At 65.3% G+C, this 25,278-nt stretch carries 33 protein-coding genes, 1 other RNA gene and 1 pseudogene; 16 read left to right on the forward strand and 19 right to left on the reverse strand.

Annotation, left to right across the window (positions count from 1 at the left end; translation table 11 throughout):
• The first annotated feature begins 57 nt into the window (after nt 1-57).
• On the forward strand, nt 58-963 hold the full coding sequence (locus AB5I39_RS00985; protein ID WP_404370040.1) for an NAD(P)/FAD-dependent oxidoreductase: 906 nt from the start codon (nt 58-60) through the stop codon (nt 961-963).
• Here AB5I39_RS00985 and AB5I39_RS00990 read toward each other — a convergent pair.
• The 6 genes from AB5I39_RS00990 to ffh form a co-directional block, all read right to left on the reverse strand.
• A complete protein-coding gene (locus AB5I39_RS00990; protein WP_404370041.1) occupies nt 960-1,691 on the reverse strand; it encodes a TIGR04222 domain-containing membrane protein in 732 nt (243 codons plus the stop codon). The genes AB5I39_RS00985 and AB5I39_RS00990 overlap by 4 nt on opposite strands.
• Nucleotides 1,607-1,786, reverse strand: coding sequence for a hypothetical protein (locus tag AB5I39_RS00995; RefSeq protein ID WP_404370043.1), 180 nt, complete (start codon nt 1,784-1,786; stop codon nt 1,607-1,609). The genes AB5I39_RS00990 and AB5I39_RS00995 overlap by 85 nt, the downstream gene beginning before the upstream one ends.
• 2 nt (nt 1,787-1,788) lie before the next feature.
• Nucleotides 1,789-2,211 carry a glycine-rich domain-containing protein gene (locus AB5I39_RS01000; RefSeq protein ID WP_404370045.1) on the reverse strand — a complete coding sequence of 141 codons (423 nt, stop codon included), beginning with the start codon at nt 2,209-2,211 and terminating at the stop codon, nt 1,789-1,791.
• Nucleotides 2,212-2,410: 199 nt separating this feature from the next.
• Nucleotides 2,411-2,902: a ribosome maturation factor RimM gene (gene rimM, locus AB5I39_RS01005; RefSeq protein ID WP_404370047.1), complete on the reverse strand. Its 492-nt coding sequence runs from the start codon at nt 2,900-2,902 to the stop codon at nt 2,411-2,413.
• On the reverse strand, nt 2,902-3,417 hold the full coding sequence (gene rpsP, locus AB5I39_RS01010) for a 30S ribosomal protein S16 (RefSeq protein WP_404370048.1): 516 nt from the start codon (nt 3,415-3,417) through the stop codon (nt 2,902-2,904). The genes rimM and rpsP overlap by 1 nt, the downstream gene beginning before the upstream one ends.
• A gap of 41 nt (nt 3,418-3,458) precedes the next feature.
• Nucleotides 3,459-4,949, reverse strand: coding sequence for a signal recognition particle protein (gene ffh, locus AB5I39_RS01015; RefSeq protein WP_404370050.1), 1,491 nt, complete (start codon nt 4,947-4,949; stop codon nt 3,459-3,461).
• A gap of 233 nt (nt 4,950-5,182) precedes the next feature.
• Between ffh and AB5I39_RS01020 the strand changes: the two genes are divergently transcribed.
• From AB5I39_RS01020 to AB5I39_RS01035, 4 genes are all read left to right on the forward strand, one after another.
• Nucleotides 5,183-6,826 carry a putative bifunctional diguanylate cyclase/phosphodiesterase gene (locus AB5I39_RS01020; RefSeq protein WP_404373947.1) on the forward strand — a complete coding sequence of 548 codons (1,644 nt, stop codon included), beginning with the start codon at nt 5,183-5,185 and terminating at the stop codon, nt 6,824-6,826.
• A gap of 153 nt (nt 6,827-6,979) precedes the next feature.
• A complete protein-coding gene (gene mtaB / locus AB5I39_RS01025; RefSeq protein WP_404370051.1) occupies nt 6,980-8,323 on the forward strand; it encodes a tRNA (N(6)-L-threonylcarbamoyladenosine(37)-C(2))-methylthiotransferase MtaB in 1,344 nt (447 codons plus the stop codon).
• Entirely contained in the window at nt 8,320-9,249 is a 930-nt protein-coding gene (gene ftsY, locus AB5I39_RS01030; protein ID WP_404370052.1) for a signal recognition particle-docking protein FtsY, read from the forward strand. The genes mtaB and ftsY overlap by 4 nt, the downstream gene beginning before the upstream one ends.
• Nucleotides 9,246-9,875, forward strand: a complete 630-nt coding sequence (locus tag AB5I39_RS01035) for an inner membrane-spanning protein YciB (protein ID WP_404370054.1) — start codon at nt 9,246-9,248, stop codon at nt 9,873-9,875. Before ftsY ends, AB5I39_RS01035 begins: the two co-directional genes overlap by 4 nt.
• A gap of 315 nt (nt 9,876-10,190) precedes the next feature.
• Here AB5I39_RS01035 and AB5I39_RS01040 read toward each other — a convergent pair whose 3' ends face one another.
• Both AB5I39_RS01040 and pspF read right to left on the reverse strand, forming a co-directional pair.
• Complete coding sequence (locus AB5I39_RS01040; RefSeq protein ID WP_404370056.1) at nt 10,191-10,796, reverse strand: superoxide dismutase; 606 nt, start codon at nt 10,794-10,796, stop codon at nt 10,191-10,193.
• Nucleotides 10,797-10,862: 66 nt separating this feature from the next.
• Nucleotides 10,863-11,906: a phage shock protein operon transcriptional activator gene (pspF, locus tag AB5I39_RS01045; protein WP_404370057.1), complete on the reverse strand. Its 1,044-nt coding sequence runs from the start codon at nt 11,904-11,906 to the stop codon at nt 10,863-10,865.
• A 160-nt stretch (nt 11,907-12,066) separates the two neighbouring features.
• Between pspF and AB5I39_RS01050 the strand changes: the two genes are divergently transcribed.
• From AB5I39_RS01050 to AB5I39_RS01095, 10 genes are all read left to right on the forward strand, one after another.
• A complete protein-coding gene (locus AB5I39_RS01050; protein ID WP_404370059.1) occupies nt 12,067-12,216 on the forward strand; it encodes a hypothetical protein in 150 nt (49 codons plus the stop codon).
• Nucleotides 12,217-12,292: 76 nt separating this feature from the next.
• Nucleotides 12,293-12,961: a phage shock protein PspA gene (gene pspA / locus AB5I39_RS01055; protein ID WP_404370060.1), complete on the forward strand. Its 669-nt coding sequence runs from the start codon at nt 12,293-12,295 to the stop codon at nt 12,959-12,961.
• A 1-nt stretch (nt 12,962) separates the two neighbouring features.
• On the forward strand, nt 12,963-13,235 hold the full coding sequence (gene pspB, locus AB5I39_RS01060; RefSeq protein WP_404370061.1) for an envelope stress response membrane protein PspB: 273 nt from the start codon (nt 12,963-12,965) through the stop codon (nt 13,233-13,235).
• 1 nt (nt 13,236) lies between these two features.
• On the forward strand, nt 13,237-13,614 hold the full coding sequence (pspC, locus tag AB5I39_RS01065) for an envelope stress response membrane protein PspC (protein ID WP_404370063.1): 378 nt from the start codon (nt 13,237-13,239) through the stop codon (nt 13,612-13,614).
• 34 nt (nt 13,615-13,648) lie between these two features.
• Nucleotides 13,649-13,936 carry a hypothetical protein gene (locus AB5I39_RS01070; protein ID WP_404370065.1) on the forward strand — a complete coding sequence of 96 codons (288 nt, stop codon included), beginning with the start codon at nt 13,649-13,651 and terminating at the stop codon, nt 13,934-13,936.
• Nucleotides 13,937-13,953: 17 nt separating this feature from the next.
• Nucleotides 13,954-14,220, forward strand: a complete 267-nt coding sequence (locus tag AB5I39_RS01075) for a hypothetical protein (RefSeq protein WP_404370066.1) — start codon at nt 13,954-13,956, stop codon at nt 14,218-14,220.
• An 11-nt stretch (nt 14,221-14,231) separates the two neighbouring features.
• On the forward strand, nt 14,232-14,504 hold the full coding sequence (locus AB5I39_RS01080) for a hypothetical protein (protein WP_404370068.1): 273 nt from the start codon (nt 14,232-14,234) through the stop codon (nt 14,502-14,504).
• A gap of 195 nt (nt 14,505-14,699) precedes the next feature.
• Nucleotides 14,700-14,969: a hypothetical protein gene (locus AB5I39_RS01085; protein WP_404370070.1), complete on the forward strand. Its 270-nt coding sequence runs from the start codon at nt 14,700-14,702 to the stop codon at nt 14,967-14,969.
• A gap of 28 nt (nt 14,970-14,997) precedes the next feature.
• On the forward strand, nt 14,998-15,240 hold the full coding sequence (locus tag AB5I39_RS01090) for a hypothetical protein (RefSeq protein WP_404370072.1): 243 nt from the start codon (nt 14,998-15,000) through the stop codon (nt 15,238-15,240).
• A 64-nt stretch (nt 15,241-15,304) separates the two neighbouring features.
• A complete protein-coding gene (locus tag AB5I39_RS01095; protein ID WP_404370073.1) occupies nt 15,305-15,715 on the forward strand; it encodes a SufE family protein in 411 nt (136 codons plus the stop codon).
• 110 nt (nt 15,716-15,825) lie between these two features.
• On the opposite strand, the gene AB5I39_RS01100 is transcribed toward AB5I39_RS01095, so the two are convergent.
• The 11 genes and pseudogenes from AB5I39_RS01100 to AB5I39_RS01150 all read right to left on the reverse strand — a co-directional run bounded on the left by AB5I39_RS01100 (nt 15,826) and on the right by AB5I39_RS01150 (nt 24,271).
• On the reverse strand, nt 15,826-16,185 hold the full coding sequence (locus AB5I39_RS01100) for a hypothetical protein (protein ID WP_404370075.1): 360 nt from the start codon (nt 16,183-16,185) through the stop codon (nt 15,826-15,828).
• Entirely contained in the window at nt 16,182-16,727 is a 546-nt protein-coding gene (locus AB5I39_RS01105) for a J domain-containing protein (protein WP_404370076.1), read from the reverse strand. The genes AB5I39_RS01100 and AB5I39_RS01105 overlap by 4 nt, the downstream gene beginning before the upstream one ends.
• A 62-nt stretch (nt 16,728-16,789) precedes the next feature.
• An RNA gene (rnpB, locus tag AB5I39_RS01110) (RNase P RNA component class A) lies at nt 16,790-17,172 on the reverse strand.
• Between the two features lie 41 nt (nt 17,173-17,213).
• Nucleotides 17,214-17,903 carry an N-acetylmuramoyl-L-alanine amidase gene (locus AB5I39_RS01115; RefSeq protein WP_404370078.1) on the reverse strand — a complete coding sequence of 230 codons (690 nt, stop codon included), beginning with the start codon at nt 17,901-17,903 and terminating at the stop codon, nt 17,214-17,216.
• A gap of 50 nt (nt 17,904-17,953) precedes the next feature.
• A complete protein-coding gene (locus AB5I39_RS01120; protein ID WP_404370080.1) occupies nt 17,954-18,748 on the reverse strand; it encodes a CheR family methyltransferase in 795 nt (264 codons plus the stop codon).
• 65 nt (nt 18,749-18,813) lie between these two features.
• On the reverse strand, nt 18,814-19,893 hold the full coding sequence (locus AB5I39_RS01125; RefSeq protein WP_404370082.1) for a chemotaxis protein CheB: 1,080 nt from the start codon (nt 19,891-19,893) through the stop codon (nt 18,814-18,816).
• A gap of 13 nt (nt 19,894-19,906) precedes the next feature.
• Complete coding sequence (locus tag AB5I39_RS01130) at nt 19,907-20,272, reverse strand: response regulator (RefSeq protein ID WP_404370084.1); 366 nt, start codon at nt 20,270-20,272, stop codon at nt 19,907-19,909.
• Nucleotides 20,273-20,346: 74 nt separating this feature from the next.
• On the reverse strand, nt 20,347-20,775 hold the full coding sequence (locus tag AB5I39_RS01135; RefSeq protein WP_404370086.1) for a chemotaxis protein CheW: 429 nt from the start codon (nt 20,773-20,775) through the stop codon (nt 20,347-20,349).
• Complete coding sequence (locus tag AB5I39_RS01140; RefSeq protein WP_404370088.1) at nt 20,775-23,066, reverse strand: chemotaxis protein CheA; 2,292 nt, start codon at nt 23,064-23,066, stop codon at nt 20,775-20,777. The genes AB5I39_RS01135 and AB5I39_RS01140 overlap by 1 nt, the downstream gene beginning before the upstream one ends.
• Nucleotides 23,067-23,132: 66 nt before the next feature.
• Nucleotides 23,133-23,776: pseudogene (locus AB5I39_RS01145) on the reverse strand (histidine phosphotransferase family protein).
• Nucleotides 23,777-23,863: 87 nt separating this feature from the next.
• Complete coding sequence (locus tag AB5I39_RS01150) at nt 23,864-24,271, reverse strand: Mov34/MPN/PAD-1 family protein (RefSeq protein ID WP_404370090.1); 408 nt, start codon at nt 24,269-24,271, stop codon at nt 23,864-23,866.
• Nucleotides 24,272-24,287: 16 nt separating this feature from the next.
• On the opposite strand from AB5I39_RS01150, the gene AB5I39_RS01155 reads away from it, so the two are divergent.
• A complete protein-coding gene (locus tag AB5I39_RS01155; RefSeq protein ID WP_404370091.1) occupies nt 24,288-25,238 on the forward strand; it encodes an RluA family pseudouridine synthase in 951 nt (316 codons plus the stop codon).
• Nucleotides 25,239-25,278 lie beyond the last annotated feature (40 nt).

Below are 25,278 nucleotides of genomic sequence, written 5' to 3' on the forward strand. Positions count from 1 at the left end.
ATATACCTCCCGCGCCCCTGTCAAGGAACTCCCCGGCTGATCGCGCGTAGCGAGGCGATGGACGATTGCATCATCATTGGCGCTGGCCCCGCAGGCCTGACTGCAGCGATCTACCTCGCTCGCTTCCACCTCAAGATCCGGCTGTTCGACAATGGCTCGAGCCGCGCCGCGCTCATCCCGCGCACCAACAACCATGCTGGTTATCCAAACGGGATTCCCGGCATCGATCTTTTGCATCTGATGCGCCTTCAGGCCGAACGTTTCGGTGCGGTGCGGGAAGAGGCGCAGGTCGATGCGATCGAGCCGGTCGCGAACGGTTTCCGCGTGTATGTCGGCGAAACGGTCGCGTCCGCCCGCACCGTCCTGCTCGCGACCGGTGTCGTCAACAACCGCCCCGACATGCCAGCCGACGTGCACGACACAGCGTTGGCGTGTGGCTTGCTGCGCTATTGCCCGATCTGCGACGGCTATGAAGTGACCGACAAGCGCGTCGGCGTCATCGGCACCGGCGACCACGGGATGAAGGAGGCGCTGTTCCTGCGCGGCTTCACCAAGGACGTGACGCTGATCGCGCCCGGCGCCTCGCATGATCTGGACGATGCGTGCCGCGCGAAGCTCGATGAGGCGGGGATCATGCATATTGACGGTCCGTGCTCGGAAATCGCCGTCGACGGCGATGCCCTGCGCATTGACACCGCCCGCGGCCCGCAACACTTCGACAGTGTCTATCCCGCGCTCGGATCGATAATCCGATCAGAACTCGCCGTCGCAGCGGGCGCTAGAGCAACGGACGAAGGCTGCCTCGAGGTCGACGATCATCAACGCACCAGCATCCCCGGCCTGTTCGCGGCCGGGGATGTGGTGAAGGGCCTCGACCAGATCAGCCACGCAATGGGCGAAGCCGGTGTCGCGGCGACCACGATCCGCAATCTGCTTGCGGAACGCACGCCGCTGCTGCGTTAGGAGCTGCAACCACCACATCCGCCTCCACCGCCGTCACCGCCGCATCCGCTGCCGCCATCGCTGCTGACCGATCCATCCCCGCCGCTCGACGCGCGCAGCCGGTGATAGTCACCCCAAGCCGATCCGCTCAGCACCATCGTCCCGAACAAGGCGACCGCCAGACCGGTCTCGGTCGCCATCGGCGCGCGGCGCAACCGCTCCGATCCCTCCCGAGCAGACTGGAGCACCGCCACACCGCCCCGGGTTCGCCGATCGACCACCGCGAACCGGATGAGCGCGAAGACAGCCGTCACGACCAGCAAGGCGGTGAGGTAGCCCACCGGCCGCTCCCGCAGCACCCCGACGTCCCATTTGATCGCCCCGAACAGGAGCAGCAGCAGATACGGCGCAGTCTGAAAGAAGCGGAGCTGCCACGCGGTGCCGTCGTCGATCATCGCGCCGCTGCGGATCAGGGCGTCCTTCGTTTGGGGCATGGCACCGACCACCGCACTCTGAAGCTGCGCCAATGTAGCGGGGGATGAGAGCGTCAGGATCGCCCGCTCCGCCGCCGTCTCACCCTGTGTCCCGGCAACGATGCGGAACTTGCCCTTGCCCTCCAGCACCAGCGCCCCCGCAGCCAGCAGCCGCGCCACAACCGCATCGGTCAGCCGCGTCGCCCCGCCCGCGAGATACGCCAGTTGGTCCTCGTCGGTGATCCGGGCGGTTCCCCCTCGGGCCGCAACCAGCACGGGATCGCCAGCCCTGCGACGATCGTCGCCACGAAGAACACCCCGTACAGCGCGAGAAACGCGCCGCCGGGCAGGTCGAAAGGTCCGAGTCCCATGCTCATGTCCTCCACCACAGCAGGAGCGCAGCGAGGACGATCCCCGCCACGCCCCGCAAACTCCATCGCATCGCGCGGCGCGAGACGATAATCCCGTCGCGCGGATGCACCCGCCGTGCACGCGGATCCTCGATCAGGCGGCGCTGCGCATCGGGCCACAGATCGGCCGGGGCCGGGCCAAACACGGCCTCATAGCTCCGCAGCGTCCGGGCATATTGCTGGAAGAAACGGCCTTGCTCGGCGCTGCCCCCTGCGGTCGGGCCATGATGCAGCGGGCGGCCCAGCACATCGGGGCAGAACCGCTCCCAATAATCACGGGTGTAGGTAAGATGCAGGTGCCAGACCTGATCGACCGCGTCGGACGGCGTGACCGGATGCCCGGCGGTCACCGCAAGAAAGCAGAAGCGGCGATATTCGTCGATCACGCGCGCAGCGTGAGCGCCGCTCCAGCCATTCTCACGCGCAAGTCGCGCTGCGAAGGGAAGCGCCGCGTCATCGGGGCCGATTCTGTAATGGGAGAGTGCGCGCCACACGGGGTGGTCCAGGGAGATATTCGAGGGATCGGACGATCCGCGCATTTAATATCCCACTATATAAGTAGGAGTTACCTGTCAAGGGTTCCGGCTATTCCATCCACGCGGGATCGAGCACCAGGCGCTCGTCATTCCACTCTGGCACCGCCTCGACGCGCATCGGCACCATGAAGCGTTTGCCGGGCTTCCCGTCGACACCATCCCGCTCGATTTCGAGCACGTCACCCGCCCCGAAATCGTCGATCGCGACGACACGGCCGATCGCTTCGCCCTCGGTCGTGACGACCGCGAGCCCGAGCAGATCGGCGTGATAATATTCACCGTCTTCCAGCGGCGGAAGCTCGGAGCGCGACACGGTCAATTCGGTCCCGCGCAACGCCTCGGCGGCGTTGCGGTCGGTCACTTCGGCGATCCGCGCGATCATGCCGTTGCTGCCGTGGCGCACCGACTTCAACGACAGCGTACCACCGTTGAAGCTCTTGTAGCGCCCAAGGTCTTCGGTGAAGACCTTGAGACGGACCTCCCCCGTCACGCCGTGCGCGCCGATGATGACGGCGAGCGTGACGGGGGCGTCTTTCGGCATCAGCCCTCGGCCGGTGCCGAGGCGCTCTCGCCCTCGTTGGTCGCGTCGGGGGTCGCATCGTCGGTCGCGGGTGCTTCTTCAGCAGCCGGTGCGGCAGCCGCGGCAGCGGCTTCGGCTGCTGCATTGGCCTTTGCTTCTTCCTCGGCTGCGGCGGCCGCTGCCTTGGCTTCTTCAGCTTCGGCCAGCTTCTTCTCGCGCTCTTCGATGCGCTCCATCGCCTTTTCGCCGGGCTTGCCCTTGTTCGGGTTGTTGCGGGCTGCACGCTCGCGCACGCCGGCTACGTCCAGGAAGCGAGCGACGCGGTCGGTCGGCTGCGCGCCGACGCCCAGCCAATAGGTCGCACGCTCGGTGTCCAGCACGATGCGCTTCGCATCATCCTTGGCGAGCAGCGGGTTATAAGTGCCGATCTTCTCGATGAACTGGCCGTCGCGCGGGCTGCGCGCATCGGCGACGACGATACGGTAATACGGGCGCTTCTTGGAACCACCGCGCGAGAGACGAATGCTGACTGCCATGTTGAGTACCTTCTTCTTGTAATAGGTTGATCGGGTTTAACTTATTTCTTCTTGAGCAAATTCTCGAAGCCCGCCGGGAGTTTGGGCTGGCCGCCGCCAAGACCGGGCAGACCGCCACCGCCGCCCAGCAGCTTGCCGGGGTCGATGCCGCCTAGCCCACCAAGCCCGCCGGCGCCGCCACCACCCATGCCGCCGCCACCGCCGCCGAACATCTTGGCCATGCCGGCCAGGCCGCCCATCTTTTTGATCTTCTTCATGGCGTTCGCCATTTCCTGATGCATCTTGATGAGCTTGTTGACGTCCTGCACCGTCGTGCCGGAACCCTTGGCGATGCGGATCTTGCGCTTGGCGTTGAGCAATTCGGGCTTGCGGCGCTCCTTCGGCGTCATCGATCCGATCATCGCGTCCATCCGCAGCAGCACCTTCTCGCCGCCGACGGCATCGACCTGCGCCTGCGCCTTCTTCATGCCGGGAATCATGCCCGCGAGCGCGCCAATCCCGCCCATCCGCCGCATCTGCGCGAGTTGCCCGCGCAGGTCGTCCATGTCGAACAGCCCCTTCTGGAGCCGCGCCGCCATCTTCTCGGCATCTTCGACCTGAATCGCCTCGGCCGCGCGTTCGACCAGGCCGACCACGTCGCCCATGCCGAGGATGCGGCCCGCGACGCGCTTCGGATCGAACGCGTCGAGCGCATCGAGCTTTTCGCCCACACCCGCAAACTTGATCGGCTTGCCGGTGACGGCGCGCATCGACAGCGCCGCACCGCCGCGCGCATCGCCGTCCATGCGGGTCAGCACGATGCCGGTCAGCGGCACCTGATCGGAGAAGTTCTGCGCGACGTTCACCGCGTCCTGGCCGGTCAACGAGTCGACCACCAGCAGGATTTCGGTCGGCTTGGTCACCTCGGCGACCGCGCGCATCTCGTCCATCAGCGCCTGGTCGACGTGCAGGCGCCCCGCAGTGTCGAGCATCAGCACGTCATAGCCCTGCAGCTTCGCCGCCTGCACCGCCCGGCGCGCGATATCGACCGGCTGCTGGCCCGGCACAATCGGCAGCGTCTGCACTTCGGCCTGCGTGCCGAGCACGGCAAGCTGTTCCTGCGCGTTCGGGCGATTGACGTCGAGCGACGCCATCAACACCTTCTTGCCCTGCTTCTTGGCAAGCCGCAGCGCGATCTTGGCGGTCGAGGTCGTCTTGCCCGAGCCTTGCAGACCGACCATCATGATGATCGCTGGCGGAGTCACGCCTAGTTCGAGGTCGGACGCTTCTGCACCCAACATCTCGATCAGCGCGTCGTTAACGATTTTGACGACCTGCTGCCCCGGCGTGACCGAGCGCAGGACGTTCTGCCCAACCGCAAGCTCAGTCGCCTTGTCGACGAAATCGCGCGCCACCGGCAGCGCGACGTCGGCCTCGAGCAACGCGACGCGCACTTCGCGCATCGCCGCGCGCACGTCGGCCTCGGTCAGCGCACCGCGCCCCCGCAACCGATCGAACACACCGCCAAGACGGTCGCTCAGGCTCTCGAACATCCGAAAAAACCCTTCCAAAACGCCGCGCCGACACCGTAACGCAAAGAACGCCGGCGGACGAAACCTCGTCGGCCGGCGTAGCCCGATGGGCAGCCTTCACGCACCAGTGCTGGAACGATCGGTCGGCGCAGTAGCGCAAGCGAAGCAATTGCGCAACCATCCGGCTTAACGCCATTTACATCGCTGCAATGGCAAGACCGTCCGATGCAAAGGGTGGGATACAGCAAGGCATGATGGCCGAAGGCAAATCGAACGAAGCCCGCACGGGCGATGCGGCGGCGTCATCACCGGCCGCGCCACGCCGCGATATCCTGAACGGGGCGATCACCGTCGCCGCGATCCTGATGTTCGTCGGCACCGGTAGCGCGGTACTGTCGACCTCGCTCCAGCATTATTTCAACAATGGCCCGGGCACCGACCAAACGCTGGTGATCGCCTTGCTGCTCAACGTCGCGCTGATCCTGTTCGGCTGGCGCCGCCACCGCGAGCTGGCACACGAAGTTACGATCCGCACCGCCGCCGAGGAGCGCGCGCAGCAACTCGCCTCGAAGGATCCGCTGACCGGGTTCCTCAACCGCCGGAGTCTCGCCGAGGACGGCGCCGCCATGTTCGTGCGGGCGCAGGCGCGTGGCAAGGCGATGGCGCTGCTGATGCTCGACCTCGACCACTTCAAGACGGTCAACGACATGCACGGCCATGCGACCGGCGACGCGCTGCTGCAGCAGGTCGCGGTGCAGATCGCCGAGGCGATGCCCGGCGTCGCGCTCACCGCGCGGTTCGGCGGCGACGAATTCGCCTGCGCCTTCCTGTTCGACCCGAGCCACCCCGCCACAGTCGAACGGATTGCCGAACGCCTCGTCAGCCGCCTCGCCCAGCCCTTTTATGCCGAAGGGCTGCAACTGCACATTTCGGTTTCGGTCGGCATCGCCCGGTCGGATTTCGACTGCGCCAGCATCGACGCGCTGATGCGCGCCGCCGACATCGCCATGTACGCCGCCAAGAATTCGGGCCGTAATCGCTACGCCTGGTTCGACCAGTCGATGGAGCGCGAACTGCAGGCGCGCAACGATCTCGAAATGGGGCTGCGCACGGCTATCCCCCGCGCGGAAATCGTCCCCTATTTCGAACAGCAGATCGACCTGACCACCGGTCGCCTCAGCGGCTTCGAGGTGCTGGCGCGCTGGGAGCATCCCACCCGCGGGCTGGTTGGCCCCGACTCTTTCATCCCGATCGCCGAGGAAACCGGCATGATCGCCGACTTGTCGCTCTCGGTGATGCGTCAGGCGTTCCTGGCGGCGAAGGATTGGGACGGCGCGCTGTCGCTCTCGGTCAACATTTCGCCGTGGCAGTTGAAGGATGCCTGGCTCGCACAGAAGATCATCAAGGTGCTGACCGAAACCGGTTTCCCGGCGAGCCGCCTGGAAATCGAGATCACCGAGACGTCGCTATTCGACAACCTCCCGCTCGCGCAATCGATCGTCGGCAGCCTGAAGAACCAGGGCATCCGCCTCGCGCTCGACGATTTCGGGACGGGCTATTCCTCTCTCGCCCACCTCCGCGCCTTGCCGTTCGACCAGATCAAGATCGACAAGAGCTTCATCATGTCGATGGGCGAGAATAGCGAAAGCGCCGCGATTGTCACCGCGATCACGCGCCTGGGCGACAGTCTCAACCTGCCGATCACCGCCGAGGGGATTGAAGACGCCCGCACCGAGGAACGCCTGCGCGCGCTCGGCTGCACCAAGGGTCAGGGCTATCTCTACGGCCGCCCGACCAGCATCGCCAATACGCGGCGCTTGCTGGCGGACCGGCGCTTGCTGGCAATGGCAGCGGCCGAGGAAGTGCGCGAGGTCGAGGACAAGCGGCTGGCGGGATGAACCGCACTGTGCTCCGGCGAAGGCCGGAGCCTTGGCCGGGGGCATTGCGGCCTGCCAACGCTCCGGCCTGCGCCGGAGCACATGCAAGAGCGCGACGGGTCCGATTGCGACCGCGCATGGACTTCGCGCTCCCCGCCCTCTAGATCGCGCGCAATGACCGTCGGCCCTCATATCATCAGTCTCGGCTGTCGCCTGAACATCGCCGAAAGCGAAGCGATCCGCGCGCTGACGGCGGGGCGCGAAATGGTCGTGGTCAACAGTTGTGCCGTCACCAACGGCGCAGTCGCCGAGACGCGCAAGGCGATCCGACGCGCCCGCGCCGATCATCCCGGCGCGCAGATCGTCGTGACCGGCTGTGCCGCGCAGATCGACCCCAAGAGCTTCGCCGCCATGCCCGAGGTCGATCGCGTGCTCGGCAATGCCGAGAAATTGCTGCCGACAAGCTGGCAATCGAGCGATGCGATCCTCGTCGGCGACATCCAGCAGGTCCGCGACACCGCCCCCCACCTCGCCCCGGCGTTCGGCGCGCACGCCCGCGCCTTTGTCGAGGTGCAGAATGGCTGCGACCATCGCTGCACCTTCTGCATCATACCGTTCGGCCGCGGGAACAGCCGCTCGGTGCCCGCCGGAGCCGTAATCGATCGCATCGCCGCTTTGGTGGATGCAGGACACCGCGAAATCGTGCTGACCGGCGTCGATCTCACCAGCTACGGCCCCGATCTGCCCGGCGCGCCGACGCTGGGGCTGCTGGTCGAACGCATCCTGCACCACGTCCCCACGCTCGAACGGCTGCGCCTGTCGTCGCTCGACGGGATCGAGATCGACGACCGGTTGTTCGCGCTGCTGACCGAGGAAACGCGTATCCTTCCACACGTCCATCTCTCGCTGCAGGCGGGCAACGACATGATCCTGAAGCGCATGAAGCGCCGCCACACCCGGGCCGAGAGCGTTGCGCTGGTCGAACGCCTCAAGACCGCCCGCCCCGACATCGCGATCGGCGCGGACCTGATCGCCGGTTTTCCGACCGAAGACGACGCAATGGCCGCCGATACGCTCGCGCTGATCGATGATTGCGACGTGATCCACGCCCACATCTTCCCCTATTCCGAGCGCGACGGCACCCCTGCCGCGCGGATGCCGCAAGTCCCGGTCGCACTCCGCAAGGCCCGCGCGGCGGCGCTCCGGGCGGCGGCAACGCGGCGCAAGGCGGCGTGGCTTGCCAAGCTCGTCGGCACGACCCAGAACGTGCTCGTCGAACGCCCCGGCGACCGCGGCTATGCCGGGAATTTCGCAGAGGTGCGCTGGCCGATGCCCTCCAAAACGGACAGCCCCCTCCCCGTTCGCCCTGAGCCTGTCGAAGGGCACCTCTCCACCCTCGCGACATCACTTGCGGAGCGCGGTGCTTCGACACGCTCAGCACGAACGGAGGTTGGGACCATATCCCGCCTCCACGTCACCGCCACCGACGGCAAAACCCTCACCGGAACCCCCGCATGACCCCAAGCTGGCACGAAAAACTCCTCGGCGGCTTCAAACGCACCTCGGATCGGCTGATCGGCAATCTGGCCGCGCTCGGCACCGGCCCGCTCGACAACGCCACGCTCGATGAGATCGAGGAGGCGCTGATCGCTTCCGACCTCGGGCCCGAGACGGCTGCGCGCATCCGGGCACGCCTGTCGACCGGCGTGTTCGAACGCGACATGGAAGACCTCGGCATTCGCCTCGTCGTCGCGGAGGAGATCGAGAAGGTGCTCGATACCGTCGCGACCCCGCTCGAAATCACCGGCTTCCCGCGGCCACACGTCATCCTCGTCATCGGCGTCAACGGGTCGGGCAAGACGACCACGATCGCCAAGCTCGCGCACTGGCTGAAGGAACAGGATTACGGCGTGATGCTCGCGGCGGGCGACACCTTCCGCGCCGCCGCGATCGGCCAGCTCGCCACCTGGGCCGAGCGGGCTGGTGTTCCCATCATCAGCGGCAAGGAAGGCGGCGACGCGGCCGGCATCGTCTATGAGGCGGTCAAGCAGGCGACCGCCACCGGCATCGACGTGCTGATCGTCGACACCGCCGGACGCCTGCAGAACAAGCGCGAATTGATGGACGAACTGTCCAAGATCCGCCGCGTGCTGGGCCGTCTCAACGTCGATGCACCGCACGACGTTCTGCTCGTGCTCGACGCCACCACCGGGCAGAACGCGCTCAGCCAGATCGACGTGTTCAAGAAGGATGCCGGCGTCACCGGCCTTGTCATGACCAAGCTCGACGGCACCGCACGGGGCGGCGTGCTCGTCGCGGCGGCGGAAAAATACGGTCTCCCGATCCACGCAATCGGCGTCGGCGAAGGCATGGGCGATCTGCGCCCGTTCGATTCGAACGAAGTCGCGCGGATCATCGCGGGTGTCGAAGGAGTGCGCAAATGACCGCGCCCACCCCGAACAAGGCCCCGCTCGGCGCAGGCCAGCGGCTCGCGATCGACATCGGCCCGATCGCTGTCTTCTTCCTCGTCAATTTCCTCACCCCCGGGCTCGACATCGTGAAGCTGGTGGCCGGTACCGCCGCCTTCATGATCGCGAGCATCGCCGCGATGGTCTATTCGCTGGTGCGCACTGGGCACATTTCGCCGATGCTGTGGCTGACCGGCACGCTCGTGCTCGTGTTCGGCGGGCTGACGCTCTATTTCCACAACAAGGATTTCATCCAGATCAAGCCGACCGTCATCTACGCGATGCTCTCGGCAATCCTGATTTTCGGGCTGCTGACCGGACGGCCTTTCCTCGCCTTGTTCCTCGAGGCTGCTTATCCTGGCTTGAGCGAAACCGGGTGGCGGCGGCTAACGATCAACTGGGCCGCGTTCTTCGCGTTTCTGGCCGTCCTGAACGAGATCGTCCGCCACGAATTCAGCTACAATTTCTGGCTCGGTTTCAAACTCTGGGGCGTCATCCCGCTCACCCTGCTGTTCGCCTTCGCCAACATCCCGATGCTGATGAAATACGGCTTCACCGTCGGCGACGACGAAGAAACTCCGCCCCCGCCTCCCGCAGCCTGAACGCCCAACGGTCCACAATGTCGTTCGGCAAACGCGGGGGAGAGCATGGTCTGCTCGATCCCCCGCACGATCGTTTCGCCGTTGCCGGTCTGACCGGCGGCCTGCTCTCCGTCGTTTATCTTTTTGTCGGGCGTACGACCGTGATCGCTCCATAACAGGTGCGATGACAAAAAAAAGGCCGGTCAAAAGACCGGCCGTGAAAGTTTTAGGAGAGGATGCCTGAAAGGCACACTCTTTGTGCACTGCAGCAGAACGTTTCGCAACTGCAAACGTCTGATCGCTACGTGCGTACGACGCAATCGTCGGCGTATGAGATCACGCGGCGTCGAACCGCCGACCCGCCTCGTCCCAGTTCACCACGTTCCACCACGCCTTCAGATAACCGGGGCGATCGTTCATATAGGTGAGGTAATAAGCGTGCTCCCACACGTCGTTACCCAGGATCGGCGTGCCCTTGTCCTTGGCATCGTCCATCAGCGGATTGTCCTGGTTCGGGGTCGACACGACTTTCAGCGCGCCGCTCTCGTCCTTGATCACCCACGCCCAGCCCGAGCCGAACTGCCCGGCGCCCTTGGTGTTGAAATCTTCCTTCAGCTTGTCGAGACCGCCATAGGCGTCGATCGCTTCGGCGAGCTTGCCCGAGGGCTGCGTCGTGCCGGCGGGGGCCATGATCTTCCAGAAGAAGTCGTGGTTCCAGAAACCACCGCCATTGTTGCGCACCAGCGGCGGCAGCGTCGAGATCATCCCGAGGATTTCCTCGATCGTCTTGCCTTCCAGCTTCGGGTCGGCGGCAACGCCCTCGTTCAGCTTGGCAGTGTACGCCGCGTGATGCTTGTCGTGGTGGAACGTCATCGTCTCTTTCGAGATCGTCGGCTCCAGCGCGTCATAGGCATAGGGCAGCGGGGGAAGTTCGAACGCCATGGTCTTCTCCTAAAGTAAACTCGATCAAGCAAACGTCGCGCCTGCCAAATGGGTCCGGTGACGTCGTTACGCAACCGATTCTGCCGCCGCCCCCGAAATCAATCCGTGCCGCTTCAGCGCGTGGCGCAACTGATCGTAACTCAGCCCCAGCGCCTCGGCGGTCGCGCGCTGGTTGAAGCGGTTTTCCGCCATCGCGGTTTGCAACATCTCGCATTCGAAGCGGGCAAGGCGCGATTTGAAGTCCATTGGCCCGTCCTCGGCTGGGCTGGGCTTTGGTGCAGCCAAAGCCGGTTCGGCGGGCACAGCCGCAGCGGCAGCCGGGGCCTGGTTGGCGGGACGATGCGGCGAATGGAACGGGTCGAACTGGATCGCGTCGATCGGCCCGTCCTCGTCCCAGCGATAGACCGCGCGCTCCACCACGTTGCGCAATTCGCGGACATTGCCCGGCCATTGATACGCCACCAGCGCCGCCTCCGCCGCGCGCGTGAAGCCCGGCCAGCCATCGCGCTGCAGTTCGGAGGCCATGCGGCGCCCGAAATGCTCGGCCAGCACCAGCACGTCATCGACGCGCGCGCGCAGCGGCGGCAACGTCACTACCTCGAAACTCAATCGGTCCAGCAAATCGGCGCGAAACTGATGTCGCGCGACCTTGTCGGGCAGATGCTCGTTGGTCGCCGCCACGATCCGCACATCCACCCGCATCGGCCGCGAAGATCCGATCCGCGTCACCTCGCCATATTCGACCGCGCGCAGCAATCGGTCCTGCGCCGCCATCGACAGGGTGCCGAGTTCGTCGAGGAACAGCGTGCCGTTATGCGCCTCCTCGAACCGCCCCGGCCGCGCCTTGGTGGCACCCGTGAACGCCCCCGCTTCATGCCCGAACAGCTCCGCCTCGATCAGCGTCTCGGGCAGTGCTGCGCAGTTCATGATGACCAGCGGCTGATCCCAGCGCGGGCTCAGGCGGTGGAGGCGCTCGGCGACCAGCTCCTTGCCGGTCCCGCGTTCGCCGATCACCAGCACCGGCCGGTCGAGCGCCGCCGCGCGGCTGGCGAGTTCGAGCGCGTCGAGAAACACGCTCGATTGTCCAATAACGTGATGCGTGCGCTCCATTCCCAAGTCTTGGCGTAAAATCCCAAGCCTTGGCAAGGAGGTTTTTCGTTCATCTGGCAGAAAGGCGCAGAAATCCGCCATTTCTAAAACTGGCACGCCCCATGCAAAGCTGTTGGCATAGCCCAATCGGGCCACACAATTTTGAATAAGGAGCCACACCATGAACACCGAATACAAATCGCGGAACAGCGTTTCCCAAGTCCTCGTCGCCCTGATCGCCACCGTCCTCGTCGGTTCGGTTGCCCTGGTCGGCGCAGTTGGCCCGGTCAGCGCAGCACCCGCCCCCATCGCCGCCCTGACCCAAGGGTAATGGCGACGCCGGGGCGGGCCCCCATCCCGCCCCGGCCACTCAGAATTCTTTGCGTATCCACGAAGGAGTAACACCAATGGGTATCTTCAGCCGAACCCGCGACATCATCGCCGCCAACTTCACCGATCTGCTCGACAAGGCGGAAGATCCCGCGAAGATGATCCGCATGATCATCCTCGAAATGGAGGAAACCCTGGTCGAAGTGCGCGCCTCCGCGGCCCGCACCATTGCCGACCAAAAGGAAATGCGCCGCCACATCAACAAGCTCGGCGGTTTGCAGGAAAGCTGGACCGAAAAGGCCGAGCTGGCACTGTCCAAGGGTCGTGAAGACCTCGCCAAGGCTGCTCTCGTCGAAAAGCAGAAGGCCGCCGACATGGCTGCACAGCTCAGCGCCGAGATCGCCGTCCTGGACGACGCGCTACGCAGCTCGGAGGAAGACATTGCCAAGTTGACCGGCAAGCTCCGCGAGGCGCGCACCCGGCAGAATTCGATCGCGACCCGGCTCGAATCCGCACAGAACAAGTTCAAGCTGCGCGATCTCTATGCCGGCCCCAAGATGCACGATGCGTTCTCGCGCTTCGAAGTCATGGAACGCCGCGTCGATCTGGCCGAGGGCCGCGCCGAGGCCGCCGGTTTCGGCGCCCCGCCCAAGACGCTCGAAGAGGAGATCGCCGAGCTGAAGGCCGCCGAAAAGGTCGAGGCCGAACTGGCCGCGATGAAGGCCCGCGTTAGCAAGGACGGCTGAGATGGATGAGATCCTTGTCCCGATCGCCGTCTGCGGGATGCTCTTCCTCGGCGCTCCGTGGATCCTGTTCCACTACATCACCAAGTGGAAGCAGGCACCGAAGATAACCAACGAAGACGAAAAACTGCTCGACGAACTCTATTCGCTAGCCCGCCGCCTCGAAGACCGGCTCGGTACCGTCGAACGGATCGTCGCAGCCGACCACCCCGATTGGCGCAGCGGCATGCCGCTGGCAGAGCCGACCGCCCCTTACGACCCTTCACGGAGGAACTGAAATGTCCGCCAGCCGCACCAAATTCTACCTCGACAAACAGAACAGCAAATGGCTGGGCGTTTGCTCCGGGATCGCCGATTACACCGGGATCGATGTCACCTGGGTCCGCGTGGGCGTTGTACTGCTGACTTTTGCCACAAGTGGGTGGCAGCTGCTCGCCTATCTCATCATCGCCTGGGTCGCCGAAAAGAAGCCGATCGGCCTCTATGAAAGCGCCGAGGATGCGAAGTTCTGGCAGGGCGTGCGCAGCAATCCGACCCGCTCCACCGCCGAGGTCCGCAGCAAGTTCCGCGACATCGACCGCCGCCTGGCTGACATCGAGATGCTCTACACCAGCCGCAACAGCCGGCTCGCCGACGAGATCGACAGCCTGCGCTGATCTGATCCGGGCATAACAGGGAAGGAATACGAACATGAGTGGTGGACAAGTCTTCGTCATCGCAATCGTGGCGATCTCGACGATGGGCTGGGTGGTCACGACCTGGGTCCGGGCACGCCACGGTTACCCGCTCGAAAACGAATGGAGCGGCACCGCGAGCAAGGACGACCCCAGCGCCGAGCGCAAGATCGCCCTGCTGAGCAGCGAGAATGAAGCGCTGGTCGGCAAGCTAAGCCGCCTCGAGGAACGCCTCGCCGTCCTCGAACGCATCGCCACCGACCCCGCCGAACGTGTCGCCCGCGACATCGACGCGCTGCGCTGAACGAGGGAAACCGGAAGATGCCACCCGAAGTCGCCTTCACTTTCGGACTGATCCTGGGAACCGGCGGTTTGCTGCTGATCCAGGCCTTCGTCCGGCGCAAGGTCCGCCAGGCGCTTGCCGCCAACGGTCAGCCGGCCATCGCTCTGAACACCTCGCTCCGCCGCGACGAGGACGCCCAGCGCGCGATCGAGGTCGACGCGCTCCGCCAACGCCTAGCCGTCCTCGAACGCATCACGATCGACCCCGCGGTTCGCACCGCGCGCGAGATCGAAGCGCTCCGCTGAAAGGAACTGAAATGGGACCGTTCGTCGTCTTTCTCATCCCGATCCTCGGCATCGCCGTCGGATTGGCCGCCGTGATCGGCAACCAGTGGATCAAGCCCTGGCTCGCGCTCAAGCAGCGGCAGATGGAACTCGAAGCGACGATGGTCGCGGAGAAAGCCGCCCAATATGCGGCGCAGACCGAACGGCTGGAACAGCGCGTTCGGGTGCTGGAACGGATCATCACCGACCGCGGTGTCGATCTCGCACAGGAAATCGACAGCCTGCGTGACGCCCCGCTGAACTGAAACGACTAGAACTCAACCCTTCTTCCCCGAGGATATCATGATCGCATTTTTCGCTGTGCTCGCCGTCATCACGGCGGGGGGTTGCTGGGCGACCGAAAGCATCGACCGCCCCCGCCGCCGCCGTCTCCGCGAAGCCGCCCTGCAGGCCCGCTGATCCGCTTTCCCTCTTCGCAACGATAACAGGGAGTTACCGATATGAACCCGTTTGAAATGGTCGTCGCGATCATCGTCGTCATCACGATCGGACGCGTGCTCAAGGCTCGCTACGGCGTCATCCGCACCGATCAGGGCGAGACCTTTATCGGTCGCGACGATGCCACCGCCCAGGCCGAGAACGCCCGGCTGCGCGATGAACTGAAGGCGATGAAGGACCGGCTCGCCGTCCTCGAACGCCTCGCCACCGACAATGAAGACAGCGGCGCCCGCCTCGATCGCGAGATCGAGAAGCTCCGCGACCGCCCGTAACATGACCCCCTTTTCAGGAGTAGGGATGATGACCGACCCGACCTTCTACGTAACGATGGCCGCCGCTGGCCTGGTTGGCCTCTCGATGCTGACGTACGCCACGCTCACCGGCTGGCGCGGCTGGCTCGCGCTGAAGCAGCAGGAACTGCACGCCTTCGGTGAAACCGACCGCGGCCCCGCCGTCCCCAATGCCGGCGCCCGGATCGAAATCGCCGACCTCAAGGAACGCATCCGCAAGCTGGAAGCGATCGCCGCCGGGGTGGATCTTTGATTGGACGTCACCCCGGCATAAGGCCGGGGTGACGAAAGCATCGGGACACCGCTATAGCGCCCTGATGCAGACCCTCGCCGACCTCGAATCCGAATACAGCTTCCTCGAAGGCGATGACCGCTACCGCCTGCTGATCGATCTGGGCCGGGAACTCGAAGAGATGCCCGCCCCGCTCAAGACCGACGCCACTCTCGTCCGCGGCTGCTCCGCCTCGGTCTGGGTCTATCCCGCCGCCAGGGAAGACGGCACGCTCCACTTCCTCGCCAATTCGAACGCGGCGATCACCAAGGGCATCATCGCATTGGTCCTGCTGACGGTGCAGGACCAGCCGCCCGCCAAGATCCTCGCCACCGACATTCCCGGCGCGCTCGCCCCGTTCGACCTGAGCAAGCAATTGAGCTCCAACCGCACCCAGGGCATCCCCAACATGATCGCGCTGATCCGCGAGACGGCGGCGCGCTACGTCGCGGGTTAGGACGCGTACATCGGCTGTCCTACACCGGCGACTTCGATCATACTATGGTCGCTCTTTGACATCTTCGGTCGAACGCGAATGTCCCGGTGCGGTGCGCCGCTCGGTCGTCGCTACACCCCCTTTTGAGTGGCACTTTCGTCACTTTCGATGGTGCCGCCCGTGGTGACCACCTGCCTTTGCGGCGCCAAAGCGTCGATCACGTCGACGATCGCACTGCCGTCTGGCACCAGCAACCAGGCATGCGGATCGTTGCCGTTCACGACCGTCACCGCGCCCTTCGGACAAATACCGAGACACTTCACGTCGATGATGCCGAGCGCACCCTTGCGGCCCTTCTTAACGTGCAGTTCCTGCCGCAGCGCCTTGGCGAGCGGCGTCTTGCCCTTAGGCCCGAACCCGCCACCCAGCTTCTTTGAACACTTCTTGCAAACGAGGATCGTGTTGGCCCAATCGGAGCGGACCGTCCTCAAACCGATGGCTTCCAGGTGCGCGCATCCTCGGCGGCCTTTAGCACGTCATACGCCGCCTGAATCGCCAGGAACCGCGCCGCCGCCTCTTTGTCGCCCGGTCTGACGTCAGGGTGGTTCGACTTCGCCAGGCGACGCCACGCGACGCGGATCGCCTCGAAATCGGCGTCGACCTCCAGCTCGAGGACCTCCAGCGCCCGCATCTCGTCCCGCGAGCGTGATCCGTCACCCGATCCGGCCCATTGCTGGTGGCGCGAGGCAGTGTAGCCCTCGGCGGTTTGCGTCTCGGCCCGCTCGCGCTCGGCGGCTTCCTCGGCACTCAGTCCCTCGAAGTAATTCCACCCGCGATTATACTCACCGGCGTGCGTCTGGCAGAAATACCAGCGTTCCGGGCTGTTGGGTGACTTCGGCGCCGGGCAATCGCCCTTCTCTGTACAACCGTGCCGGTCGCACAAGCGGACCGTCGCGGCCTCGGTGCTCGCCTCGCCATAGGCACGCCAGCGCGGAAAGCCCCAATCGACCGATCGTGAAGTGGAACGTGCCATAGCCGCTCATCTAAGCATCCAAGCGGGATAGCGCCATGACACTTTCGCGACAGACACAAGAAAACACCAGAGGGTCTGTAAGCCGGGTTCTGTCCACCCCGCCGTGCGACGGGGATAGGCGACCATTCCTCTAGGACGACGTTTGCACGCCGCCTCCAGCAATCAACCCGGATGACGAGCCGGAACGAGGCCCATGTGCCATCCCTATTCGATCTTGCTCCCGGTGGGGTTTGCCATGCCGCCCCTGTTACCAGGCGCGCGGTGCGCTCTTGCCGCACCCTTTCACCCTTGCCTGTTCCAGTTACCTGGACATCGGCGGTCTGCTCTCTGTGGCACTGTCCCTGGGGTCACCCCCGCCGGGCGTTACCCGGCACCGTCGTTCCGCGGAGCCCGGACTTTCCTCGCCCCCGTTCTGCAACGGGGCCGCGGCCGCCCGACCCTCTGGCTGGAGCGGCCCCTAGCGCAACTCGCGCGCGAAAGACAAACTCAATCGTCTCCCGTAGGCTTCGGCAACAGCAAGGCGAGCAGGATGCTGCGGCACTCGCCATCGATCACCCCGTCGATCAGTTCCGGGCGGAAGCGCCGCTGGAACGCGACGATCGCAGCGAGCTTGTCCGAAACGTCGTAGCCGAAGCGCTCCAGCGCGACGAGGAAGCCGGCATCGGTCCACATAGGGTCCATCAGTTTCTGCGTCGGGCGGGGCAGAGCGAGGCGCACCTTAGCCAAGCGGCTCCACGGGAACAGCTCACCCGGGTCCTGCTTGCGCGTCGGCGCGATATCCGAATGGCCGACGACATTGCCGCGCGTGATGCCGTACCGCTCCTTGATATCGGCAAGCAGCGGGACCAGCGCGTCGATCTGCTCCTCCAGGAACGGGCGATAGCCGAACTCATGTCCGGGGTTGACGATCTCGATCCCGATGCTCGCCGAATTGACGTCCTCGATCCCGCGCCAGCGCGACTTGCCGGCGTGCCAGGCGCGCTTGTCCTCGGCGACCATCCCCAGCACCTGCCCGTCCTCTGCGATCAGATAGTGTGCGGAAACTTTCGCTTCGGGATCGCACAGCCGGTCGATCGCCGCCTGCGCGGTCTGCATTCCCGTATAGTGCAACACCACGATCGAAACGGGCAGCAGCCGTTCGTCGAAATTGGGGGAAGGCGTGTCGATGATCTTCATGGGCGGTCCCCCGCAAAAGCCTGACGGCAGCTTAAGCACGGACGCCGCGATCAAGGAACCCCGTGTGACGGCTCATAGAGGCCACGATAGCGCTGGCTCGGCCGAAACGCGTCGGTCTGACCGATCACGGTCTCCCCCGCGCCCAGCACCAGCACGCCGTCCGGCCGAATCACCGAGGCGAACCGGTCGAACACCTGCCGCCGCAGCTCGGCATTCAGATAGAGCAGCACGTTGCGGCACAGGATCACGTCAAAGCGACCGATCGGCAGCGGGTCGCTCACCACGTTCATCCGGCGAAACGCGATACGGCGCACCAGCTCGGGGTTGGCAACCCACTCTTCGCCCTCGGTCTCGAACCAGCGCACCATGCGCCGCACGGGTAGCCCGCGCTGGATCTCGAACTGCGAATAGCGGCCCGAGCGCGCGCGGGTGAGTGCGATGTCGGACACGTCGGTCGCCACGATTTCGGGAACCGGCCCGGCCCGGCCGACGCCTTTCTCATCGAACAGCATCGCCAGTGACAAAGGCTCCTGCCCGAACGAGCACCCGGCCGACCAGATACGCGGGCGACGGCGCGGCTGTTCGATCCGGAGCGCCTCGACCGCATCGGCCACCATGTCCAGTACGGCGGCGTCGCGAAAGAACGAGCTTTCCTGGTTGAGCAGGGCATCCGCCACGCGGTCCCCAATCTCGACCGAGCCCTGCGCGGCGCGGGCCAGCGCGTCGATGCTGTCGAGCCCAAGCTCGCGCAGCAGCGGCTTCAACACCGTCTCCACCCGCCATTCGCGGTTGGCGGCAAGCTGCTGGCCGGTGCGTGATTCAAGGATCGCGGTCAGTACGCCCATCGCGCCTCTGGACGATGCGCGGGGTGTCGGTTTGCGGGAAACAGCGGGCGTGGCGTGCGGGGCGATCATATCGGACGGCGCCGTGCCGCGGTCAGACGCCCGATTTCTGCCGGAGTCATCACCGCGCTGGCGATACCGGCGCTGGCGATCGCGCCCGGCATCCCCCACACGACCGAACTCGCGCGATCCTGTACCACGACCGCGGCGCCGCGATCGATCAAGCTCTGCGCGCCATCGCAGCCGTCACGGCCCATTCCGCTCAGCACGATGCCGAGCGCGCGGCTGCCATAGACTTCCGCCAGACTGTCGAACATCGGGTCGACCGAGGGCATACAGCCGCTGCGTGCCGGTTCGGTGGTCAGCCGGATTGCCGTCGCGTCGCCGGTGCTGACAACCCGCATATGCGCATTGCCCGGCGCGACGATCACCCGGCCAGGGCGGATGCGGATGCAATCGGTCGCCACATCGCACGGCCGGTTGGCGAGCACCGCAACCTGAGCGGCGAAATAGGGCATGAACGATTCGGGCAGGTGCTGCGTAATCAGGATCGGCATCGGGAAGGTGACCGGCAATTCCCGCAGCAGCACGCTCAGCGCATGGATGCCACCGGTCGAGGCACCGATCGCGACGATGTCGAAGCCGTTGCCGACCGCCGCCGTCGGCGCGCGCGGGCGTCCCGGCGCGGGCAAGTCGGCTGGCGTCTCTACGGTGAGCAGGCGCAAGAGTTTGTCGACCAGCGCGACCGAAAAGCGCCCGGCAAAATCGCCGACATCGGGCTTCACCAGCGTGTCCGCTGCCCCCAGCGCCAGCGCCTCGATCGTCGCCGCCGCACCGTCGCTGGCCGAGGAAGAGGCAATCAGCACCTTCGCCCCCTGCCCCGCCGCGATCAGGTCGGGCAGCGCGGCAAGGCCGGTGACGCCGGGCATCTGGATATCGAGCACGATCCCGTCGACGCGGTTGGTGCGCAGGAATGTGAGTGCTGCACCGGCACTCGATACCGCGCCCGCCACCACGAACCGCCCGCCTTGTTCGACCGCGCGCGCGATTACCGCTCGGGCAACCGCCGAATCATCGACGATCAGCACGCGCGGCGGCGCGTTGCCGCTGGGTGAGGAATTGAGTGTGGGTGTGACGCGACTGGGCATGACGGCCGCCCGTTCAGGCCATCCCGACGATCTGAAGTTTACTTTCCAGCGTTTCCCGATCGAACGGCTTCATCACATATTCGTCGGCCCCCGCCTCGATTGCGGCGCGGATATGGGCCATGCCATTCTCGGTGGTGCAGAACACCACTTTTGGCCGGGTCGGGATGCTGCTGTCGCGGAGCGCACGGAGGAAATCCATGCCGCTCATCACCGGCATGTTCCAGTCGAGCAAAATCACGTCGGGTGCCGAGGCGAGGCACGACTCGAGCGCTTCCCGCCCGTCGCCCGCCTCGCTGACCTGGAAGTTCAGCGTCTCCAGGATGTGGCGTGCGACCTTGCGGATCACTTTCGAATCGTCGACGACGAGGCAGGTTTTCATGAAGTCACCCTGTTTGAGCACGCTTGCCCATAACCATGCCCTAAATCGGTAAGCGAGCCGTTAATCGCGGAAAATCAAGCCGCTATTGCAGCGGAACCGGGGATTAGCGCATCCAGCGCAATGGCCAGGATCGGCTCCCCATCGCGCTCCACCAGCCCACGACCAATCACGCGCCACCCCTTGTCGAGCACGATCCCCGCCGAGAGCGGCAACAGATCGAAGGGTGCGACATCGTCCAGCGCGTCGACCAACACCGCATAATGATGTCCGTCAACGACGGTGATGACGGCGCGCATCGCCTCCTGCGACCCCGGCTCGAGCCGGAGCGCAGCGCGGGTATCGATGACGGTCACGACCCGGCTGCGCAGGGCGGCAAGGCCGCGGACATGCCGTTCGGCGCGCGGCACTGGAACGATCGCCCCGATATCGACGACCGATTCGACTTGGCCGGATTCGATCGCGACCGTGCGGCCGGCGATCTGGGCGATCAGAAACAGCGCCATCATCGTCCTCCTGCCGAGCGCGCGACGGCCGCAAGCAACCCTTGCCGATCATAGCGGAACACGCTGTCGCCATCCCCGTCAGCCTCGCGCCGCAAGCGCACGACAGGGGCCGAAACGGCGGTGGCGACAGCGTCGCCGTCCATCCGCACCACGACCTGAGCACGCTCACCGGGACGCAGCGACGCGGCCACGCGGTACCCGGCTCCCTCCAGCACCGGCTTCAGGAAGGTGGTCATCCACGCCAATTCCGTCCCGTCCAGCAGGCACAAGGGAGCGGTCGCTTCGGCCCCGCCATGCGCGTGATGCGCGAACAACCAGTGCAGATCGACCAATTCGACTTGCTCGCCATCGATTGCAACCACGCCGGCGATCGGGCCCGCTTCGCGCGCAGCGATTATCGCCTCGGGCAGTTCGACGATGTCGAGCGCCTCTTCGATCGCATAGCCGAGTTCCAGCCCGCCATCGCGCAGGCGCAGCACGGACACGGTGACGCGCCCGGCCCATTCACCGAGCGCGACGAGCGGAATGATCCCGTCTTCGACCGACAGCCGCAACTGGCCCGCCGAGGACCGGATTGCCTCTGTCGAAACCGGTTCAACCCGGTCGATCACCGACAGCGGGACGATCCGGCGCGTGCCGTCAAGATCGTCGAACAACAACGCCTGAACACCGGCCGTGCGGATTTCCACGGCTGCTTCGTCGGCAGCGGCTTCGCGGTGGAACTCCAGCCCGGCCACTTGCGCGATTCCGGCGCAATCCAGCATCAGCATCGGCAAGCCGCTGTCGGGCAGGGTCTGCCCGGCATAAATTCCCGTCGCCATCACAGCGGGCGACGCCGGTTTGATCACCAATTCCTCATGATCCAGCACGGTATCCACGGCGAGCGCGTAGCTGCCCCCCGATACGCTGACGATCACGAGCATCGCCGGATCGCGCGGTTCGAACCCGAGCATCGCGCCGAGATCAATGAGCGGCATCCGCCGATCCCGGACAGTGGCGGTCAGCGTATCGCCGATCCGATCGATCCGGATCGCTTCGCCCCCGACGCGCACGATTTCCTCGATCGCCTGGCGCGAGATAGCGAAGCGTTGGTCGCGCACGCCGATCCCGATCGTCGCCATGATCGACAAGGTGAGCGGCACATGGATGGCGATGCGCACGCCGCGACCGGGTGTATTGGACAGTTCGATCCGCCCGCCGATCTGCTCGACATTCGCACGCACCACATCCATTCCAACGCCGCGACCAGAAATGGCGGTGACATCGTCCTTGGTCGACAAGCCGGGTTCGAACACCAGTTCGAGCCGTGCCTGTTCGCCGAGCGCGCGCAGTTCGGCCTCGCTGCGCCTCCCGGCGGCAGCCACCTTGGCGACCAGTCGGTCGGTATCGATCCCCTGCCCGTCGTCACAGATTTCGATGATGATCTGGTTGCCCGACTGACGCGCCGATACGTTCAGCCAGCCATTCTCGCGCTTGCCCGCCAGGCGACGAACCGCCGGTGCTTCGATCCCGTGGTCGATCGAATTGCGGATGATGTGAACGAGCGGATCGCGCATCATCTCGATCATCTCGCGATCAAGCTCGACGTCACTGCCCTCGATGTGGAGGGTGACCGATTTGCCAAGCTCCGCCGCCGTATCGCGCACCATCCGCGGCAGCGCGGAGAACAGCGCGTCGATCTTTTGCATCCGCGTCCGCGTCACGGTGTCGCGCATCTCGGCGACGGTTAGCGACAACCGTTCGAGCGCCGCCTCCACGCTGGGATCGGCCCCGTCATGGCGCATCCGCCGCGCCAATTCGTTGCGCGCGAGAACCATGTCAGACATACCGCTCATCATCCGGTCGAGCAGGTCGACGTTCAGGCGAACGCTACGGCTTGCCGCGCGGGTGATCGGCATGGGTCCGGACGGGACAACGGCTTCCGATCCCGTGTCCAGCGCGGCGATCAGCAGATCTTCGCCCGAATCGTCGAGTGCATGGCCAGCGTCGATCGCCTCGACGATCTCCCCGATCCGGTCCACGATCGCCAGCACGGCATTCACCAAGCGCGTATCCGGGCCTCGCTCGCCCGAGCGGACCGCGGCGAGCACGTCCTCAGCCGCATGGCTCAGCCGCGCAAGCCGGGGCAGATCGAGGAAGCCGCAGCTGCCCTTAACGGTATGGACGAAGCGGAAAATCGCATCGAGCCGATCGCGGTCATTGGGCTCCGATTCCCACGCGACGATCTCGCCCGAGAGCGCTTCCAGCGTCTCGCGCGTCTCAGCAATGAATTCCTGTAGCAGATCGTCCATGGGCCCCCGCGGAACAGTGGGCCCACCCTTGCGCGCGGAGTGGTTAAGGACGCGTTTAGCCGGGGCTCAGTGCGCCTTGAACGCCGCCCCGAACAGCAGCACGGGCTCGCCCGGATCGGACACCTGCACCACGCCCCCCCTTCCTGGACGAGCGCGTGGACCAGATACGCCGCTGCGGCCCGCGGCGTGATCACCGCTTCGCCCTGCGTGCCGGTCAAGGCGGCGCGCATTTCGGCGTCGAGCACGATACGCGGGCCATCGGCACGCACGACGATTTCGACCTGCCCATCTATGCTTTCCGCCCCGACATCGAGTTGCCCGCCGCGCACCAGCGCATCACCCGCGATCAGCGCGAGATTGAGCAGCACCTTGATTGCGGGCTTGGGGAGCGTCGCGTCCTCGACCAGCCAGCCGAGCTTGACCTTATGCCCGTCGCCGAACAGCCCCTCGATCGCGGCACGCGCCTCCCGCGTGTCGACCGTCTCGCCGAAGCCGCCTGCCGCGCCAAAGGCGAGCCGGAAGAATTTCAGCTTGTTGGCTGATGCCTTGGCGCTGTCGCTAAGCAGTTCCAGGCAGCGCGCGCGCATTTCCGGATCATGTTCATCGGCCAATAGTTCGAGCCCGTTGTTGAGAGCGCCCACCGGACTGAGCAAATCGTGGCACAACCGCGAACACAGCAGACTGGCAAAATCGACGGAGGTCATCGTCATCGGATCATTGGCTTTCGGGTCAGGACTTGCTGCTCTTCTGACGTCGCCGGGGCAGCGGCGCAACCCATCGCACGGCCACAGGGCGCATCACTCGACAGTCCGGTGAGGCACCGCGACGAAGCGGCCTTCGATCGCGCCATGCTCGACCGCGCGGAAAACCCGGCCCTGCCCCGCCGCCAGGATCAGCCAAAGTGCATCGTCGGGCGGGGCGGACGCGGCGTCGCGCGGCGAGGGCAAAGCGGCTCCGTTGGGGTGCGAGTGATAGCAGCCGACAATCGCCGGGCCGCCGCCGCGTTCTGCCTTGTGCGCAGCGATCAGCGCCGCCGGATCGATCTCGAATGCGGTGCGCGGGTCTGGCGCGACATTGCGGCACGATCGCGCCGCTTCGACGCGGTCCGGCGTGCCGAACAGTAACCCGCACACCTCCCGATCCGGCGCATTCGCTGCCTCGTTTAGCAGTCCGGCCAGCAGAGTGCTTGAAATCTCCAACGCCATGCCCAGATTCTAGTTCATGAACCGGGGGGTTGCCACCATCGAAGCACGCGTCTCTGACGAGACGCCAGGCCTGCGCCTCGATCGCGCGCTGGCTGCCGCGCTCCCGGAAGTTTCGCGCGAACGATTGAAGGCGCTGATCACCGGCGGCGCGGTGACCGATCCGCAGGGCAAGCTCGCGAGCGATCCTTCGGGCAAGGCCATTCCGGGTGCCGTCTACCGCGTCGCATTTCCTCCCGCCGCCCCGTCGGAAAATGCCGCGCAGGACATCGCGCTCAATGTGGTGTTCGAGGACGAGTATCTGATCGTGATCGACAAGCGGGCCGGGCTCGTCGTGCACCCCGCCGCTGGAAACGCCGACGGCACGCTGGTCAACGCGCTGCTCCACCATTGCGCTGGAAATTTGTCCGGCATCGGCGGCGTGGCGCGGCCGGGGATCGTCCATCGCATCGACAAGGACACCTCGGGCCTGATGGTCGCGGCAAAGACCGATCGCGCGCATGAGGGGCTGGCCAAGCAATTCCACGATCACAGCATCGACCGGCGTTACAAGGCGATCGTTTCGGGCCGCCCCACCCCGCCCGCCGGAAAGGTCGACGCACCGCTCGCGCGCTCCCCATCCAATCGTAAGAAAATCGCAATCGTCCCCGGCGGCAAGCGCGCGGTCACGCACTACACCATGGTCGAACGGCTGCGCGACGCGGCGCTGGTCGAATGTCGGCTGGAAACGGGCCGCACGCATCAGGTCCGCGTGCATATGGCATCGCTTGGCAACCCCTTGCTCGGCGACCCGGTCTACGGTAGAACAAAGCAAGGTCACAAAGCAGTTCTGGAAACCTTGGGTTTCCGCCGACAGGCGTTGCACGCCGCGCGATTGGGGTTCATTCACCCTGTCAAAAGTAACGCTTTGTCGTTCGATAGCGAAATGCCGTCGGACATGCAGGAACTGTTCGATACACTCTATATTTAGCGTACTACGGGCGCGACCTATAGTGGAGCGCCCGCGAATA

It is taken from the genome of Sphingomonas sp. MMS24-J45 (assembly GCF_044881195.1).
Lineage (GTDB): Bacteria > Pseudomonadota > Alphaproteobacteria > Sphingomonadales > Sphingomonadaceae > Sphingomonas.

Excerpts from the sequence above, each read along its gene's own strand:
- pspF (WP_404370057.1), bottom strand. The coding sequence starts at position 11,906 with ATGGAGCGCACGCATCACGTTATTGGACAATCGAGCGTGTTTCTCGAC.
- AB5I39_RS01135 (WP_404370086.1), bottom strand. The coding sequence starts at position 20,775 with ATGGCGCTGTTTCTGATCGCCCAGATCGCCGGCCGCACGGTCGCGATC.
- AB5I39_RS00985 (WP_404370040.1), top strand. The coding sequence starts at position 58 with ATGGACGATTGCATCATCATTGGCGCTGGCCCCGCAGGCCTGACTGCA.
- AB5I39_RS01130 (WP_404370084.1), bottom strand. The coding sequence starts at position 20,272 with ATGAAAACCTGCCTCGTCGTCGACGATTCGAAAGTGATCCGCAAGGTC.
- rimM (WP_404370047.1), bottom strand. The coding sequence starts at position 2,902 with ATGCCGAAAGACGCCCCCGTCACGCTCGCCGTCATCATCGGCGCGCAC.
- pspB (WP_404370061.1), top strand. The coding sequence starts at position 12,963 with ATGGATGAGATCCTTGTCCCGATCGCCGTCTGCGGGATGCTCTTCCTC.
- AB5I39_RS01080 (WP_404370068.1), top strand. The coding sequence starts at position 14,232 with ATGGGACCGTTCGTCGTCTTTCTCATCCCGATCCTCGGCATCGCCGTC.
- AB5I39_RS01035 (WP_404370054.1), top strand. The coding sequence starts at position 9,246 with ATGACCGCGCCCACCCCGAACAAGGCCCCGCTCGGCGCAGGCCAGCGG.
- pspA (WP_404370060.1), top strand. The coding sequence starts at position 12,293 with ATGGGTATCTTCAGCCGAACCCGCGACATCATCGCCGCCAACTTCACC.
- AB5I39_RS01105 (WP_404370076.1), bottom strand. The coding sequence starts at position 16,727 with ATGGCACGTTCCACTTCACGATCGGTCGATTGGGGCTTTCCGCGCTGG.
- AB5I39_RS01120 (WP_404370080.1), bottom strand. The coding sequence starts at position 18,748 with ATGGGCGTACTGACCGCGATCCTTGAATCACGCACCGGCCAGCAGCTT.
- AB5I39_RS01020 (WP_404373947.1), top strand. The coding sequence starts at position 5,183 with ATGGCCGAAGGCAAATCGAACGAAGCCCGCACGGGCGATGCGGCGGCG.
- AB5I39_RS01150 (WP_404370090.1), bottom strand. The coding sequence starts at position 24,271 with ATGGCGTTGGAGATTTCAAGCACTCTGCTGGCCGGACTGCTAAACGAG.
- AB5I39_RS01140 (WP_404370088.1), bottom strand. The coding sequence starts at position 23,066 with ATGGACGATCTGCTACAGGAATTCATTGCTGAGACGCGCGAGACGCTG.
- AB5I39_RS01095 (WP_404370073.1), top strand. The coding sequence starts at position 15,305 with ATGCAGACCCTCGCCGACCTCGAATCCGAATACAGCTTCCTCGAAGGC.
- AB5I39_RS01155 (WP_404370091.1), top strand. The coding sequence starts at position 24,288 with ATGAACCGGGGGGTTGCCACCATCGAAGCACGCGTCTCTGACGAGACG.
- AB5I39_RS01090 (WP_404370072.1), top strand. The coding sequence starts at position 14,998 with ATGACCGACCCGACCTTCTACGTAACGATGGCCGCCGCTGGCCTGGTT.
- rpsP (WP_404370048.1), bottom strand. The coding sequence starts at position 3,417 with ATGGCAGTCAGCATTCGTCTCTCGCGCGGTGGTTCCAAGAAGCGCCCG.
- pspC (WP_404370063.1), top strand. The coding sequence starts at position 13,237 with ATGTCCGCCAGCCGCACCAAATTCTACCTCGACAAACAGAACAGCAAA.
- AB5I39_RS01115 (WP_404370078.1), bottom strand. The coding sequence starts at position 17,903 with ATGAAGATCATCGACACGCCTTCCCCCAATTTCGACGAACGGCTGCTG.
- AB5I39_RS00995 (WP_404370043.1), bottom strand. The coding sequence starts at position 1,786 with ATGGGACTCGGACCTTTCGACCTGCCCGGCGGCGCGTTTCTCGCGCTG.
- AB5I39_RS01075 (WP_404370066.1), top strand. The coding sequence starts at position 13,954 with ATGCCACCCGAAGTCGCCTTCACTTTCGGACTGATCCTGGGAACCGGC.
- AB5I39_RS01050 (WP_404370059.1), top strand. The coding sequence starts at position 12,067 with ATGAACACCGAATACAAATCGCGGAACAGCGTTTCCCAAGTCCTCGTC.
- AB5I39_RS01125 (WP_404370082.1), bottom strand. The coding sequence starts at position 19,893 with ATGCCCAGTCGCGTCACACCCACACTCAATTCCTCACCCAGCGGCAAC.
- AB5I39_RS01040 (WP_404370056.1), bottom strand. The coding sequence starts at position 10,796 with ATGGCGTTCGAACTTCCCCCGCTGCCCTATGCCTATGACGCGCTGGAG.
- ffh (WP_404370050.1), bottom strand. The coding sequence starts at position 4,949 with ATGTTCGAGAGCCTGAGCGACCGTCTTGGCGGTGTGTTCGATCGGTTG.
- ftsY (WP_404370052.1), top strand. The coding sequence starts at position 8,320 with ATGACCCCAAGCTGGCACGAAAAACTCCTCGGCGGCTTCAAACGCACC.
- AB5I39_RS01070 (WP_404370065.1), top strand. The coding sequence starts at position 13,649 with ATGAGTGGTGGACAAGTCTTCGTCATCGCAATCGTGGCGATCTCGACG.
- mtaB (WP_404370051.1), top strand. The coding sequence starts at position 6,980 with ATGACCGTCGGCCCTCATATCATCAGTCTCGGCTGTCGCCTGAACATC.
- AB5I39_RS01085 (WP_404370070.1), top strand. The coding sequence starts at position 14,700 with ATGAACCCGTTTGAAATGGTCGTCGCGATCATCGTCGTCATCACGATC.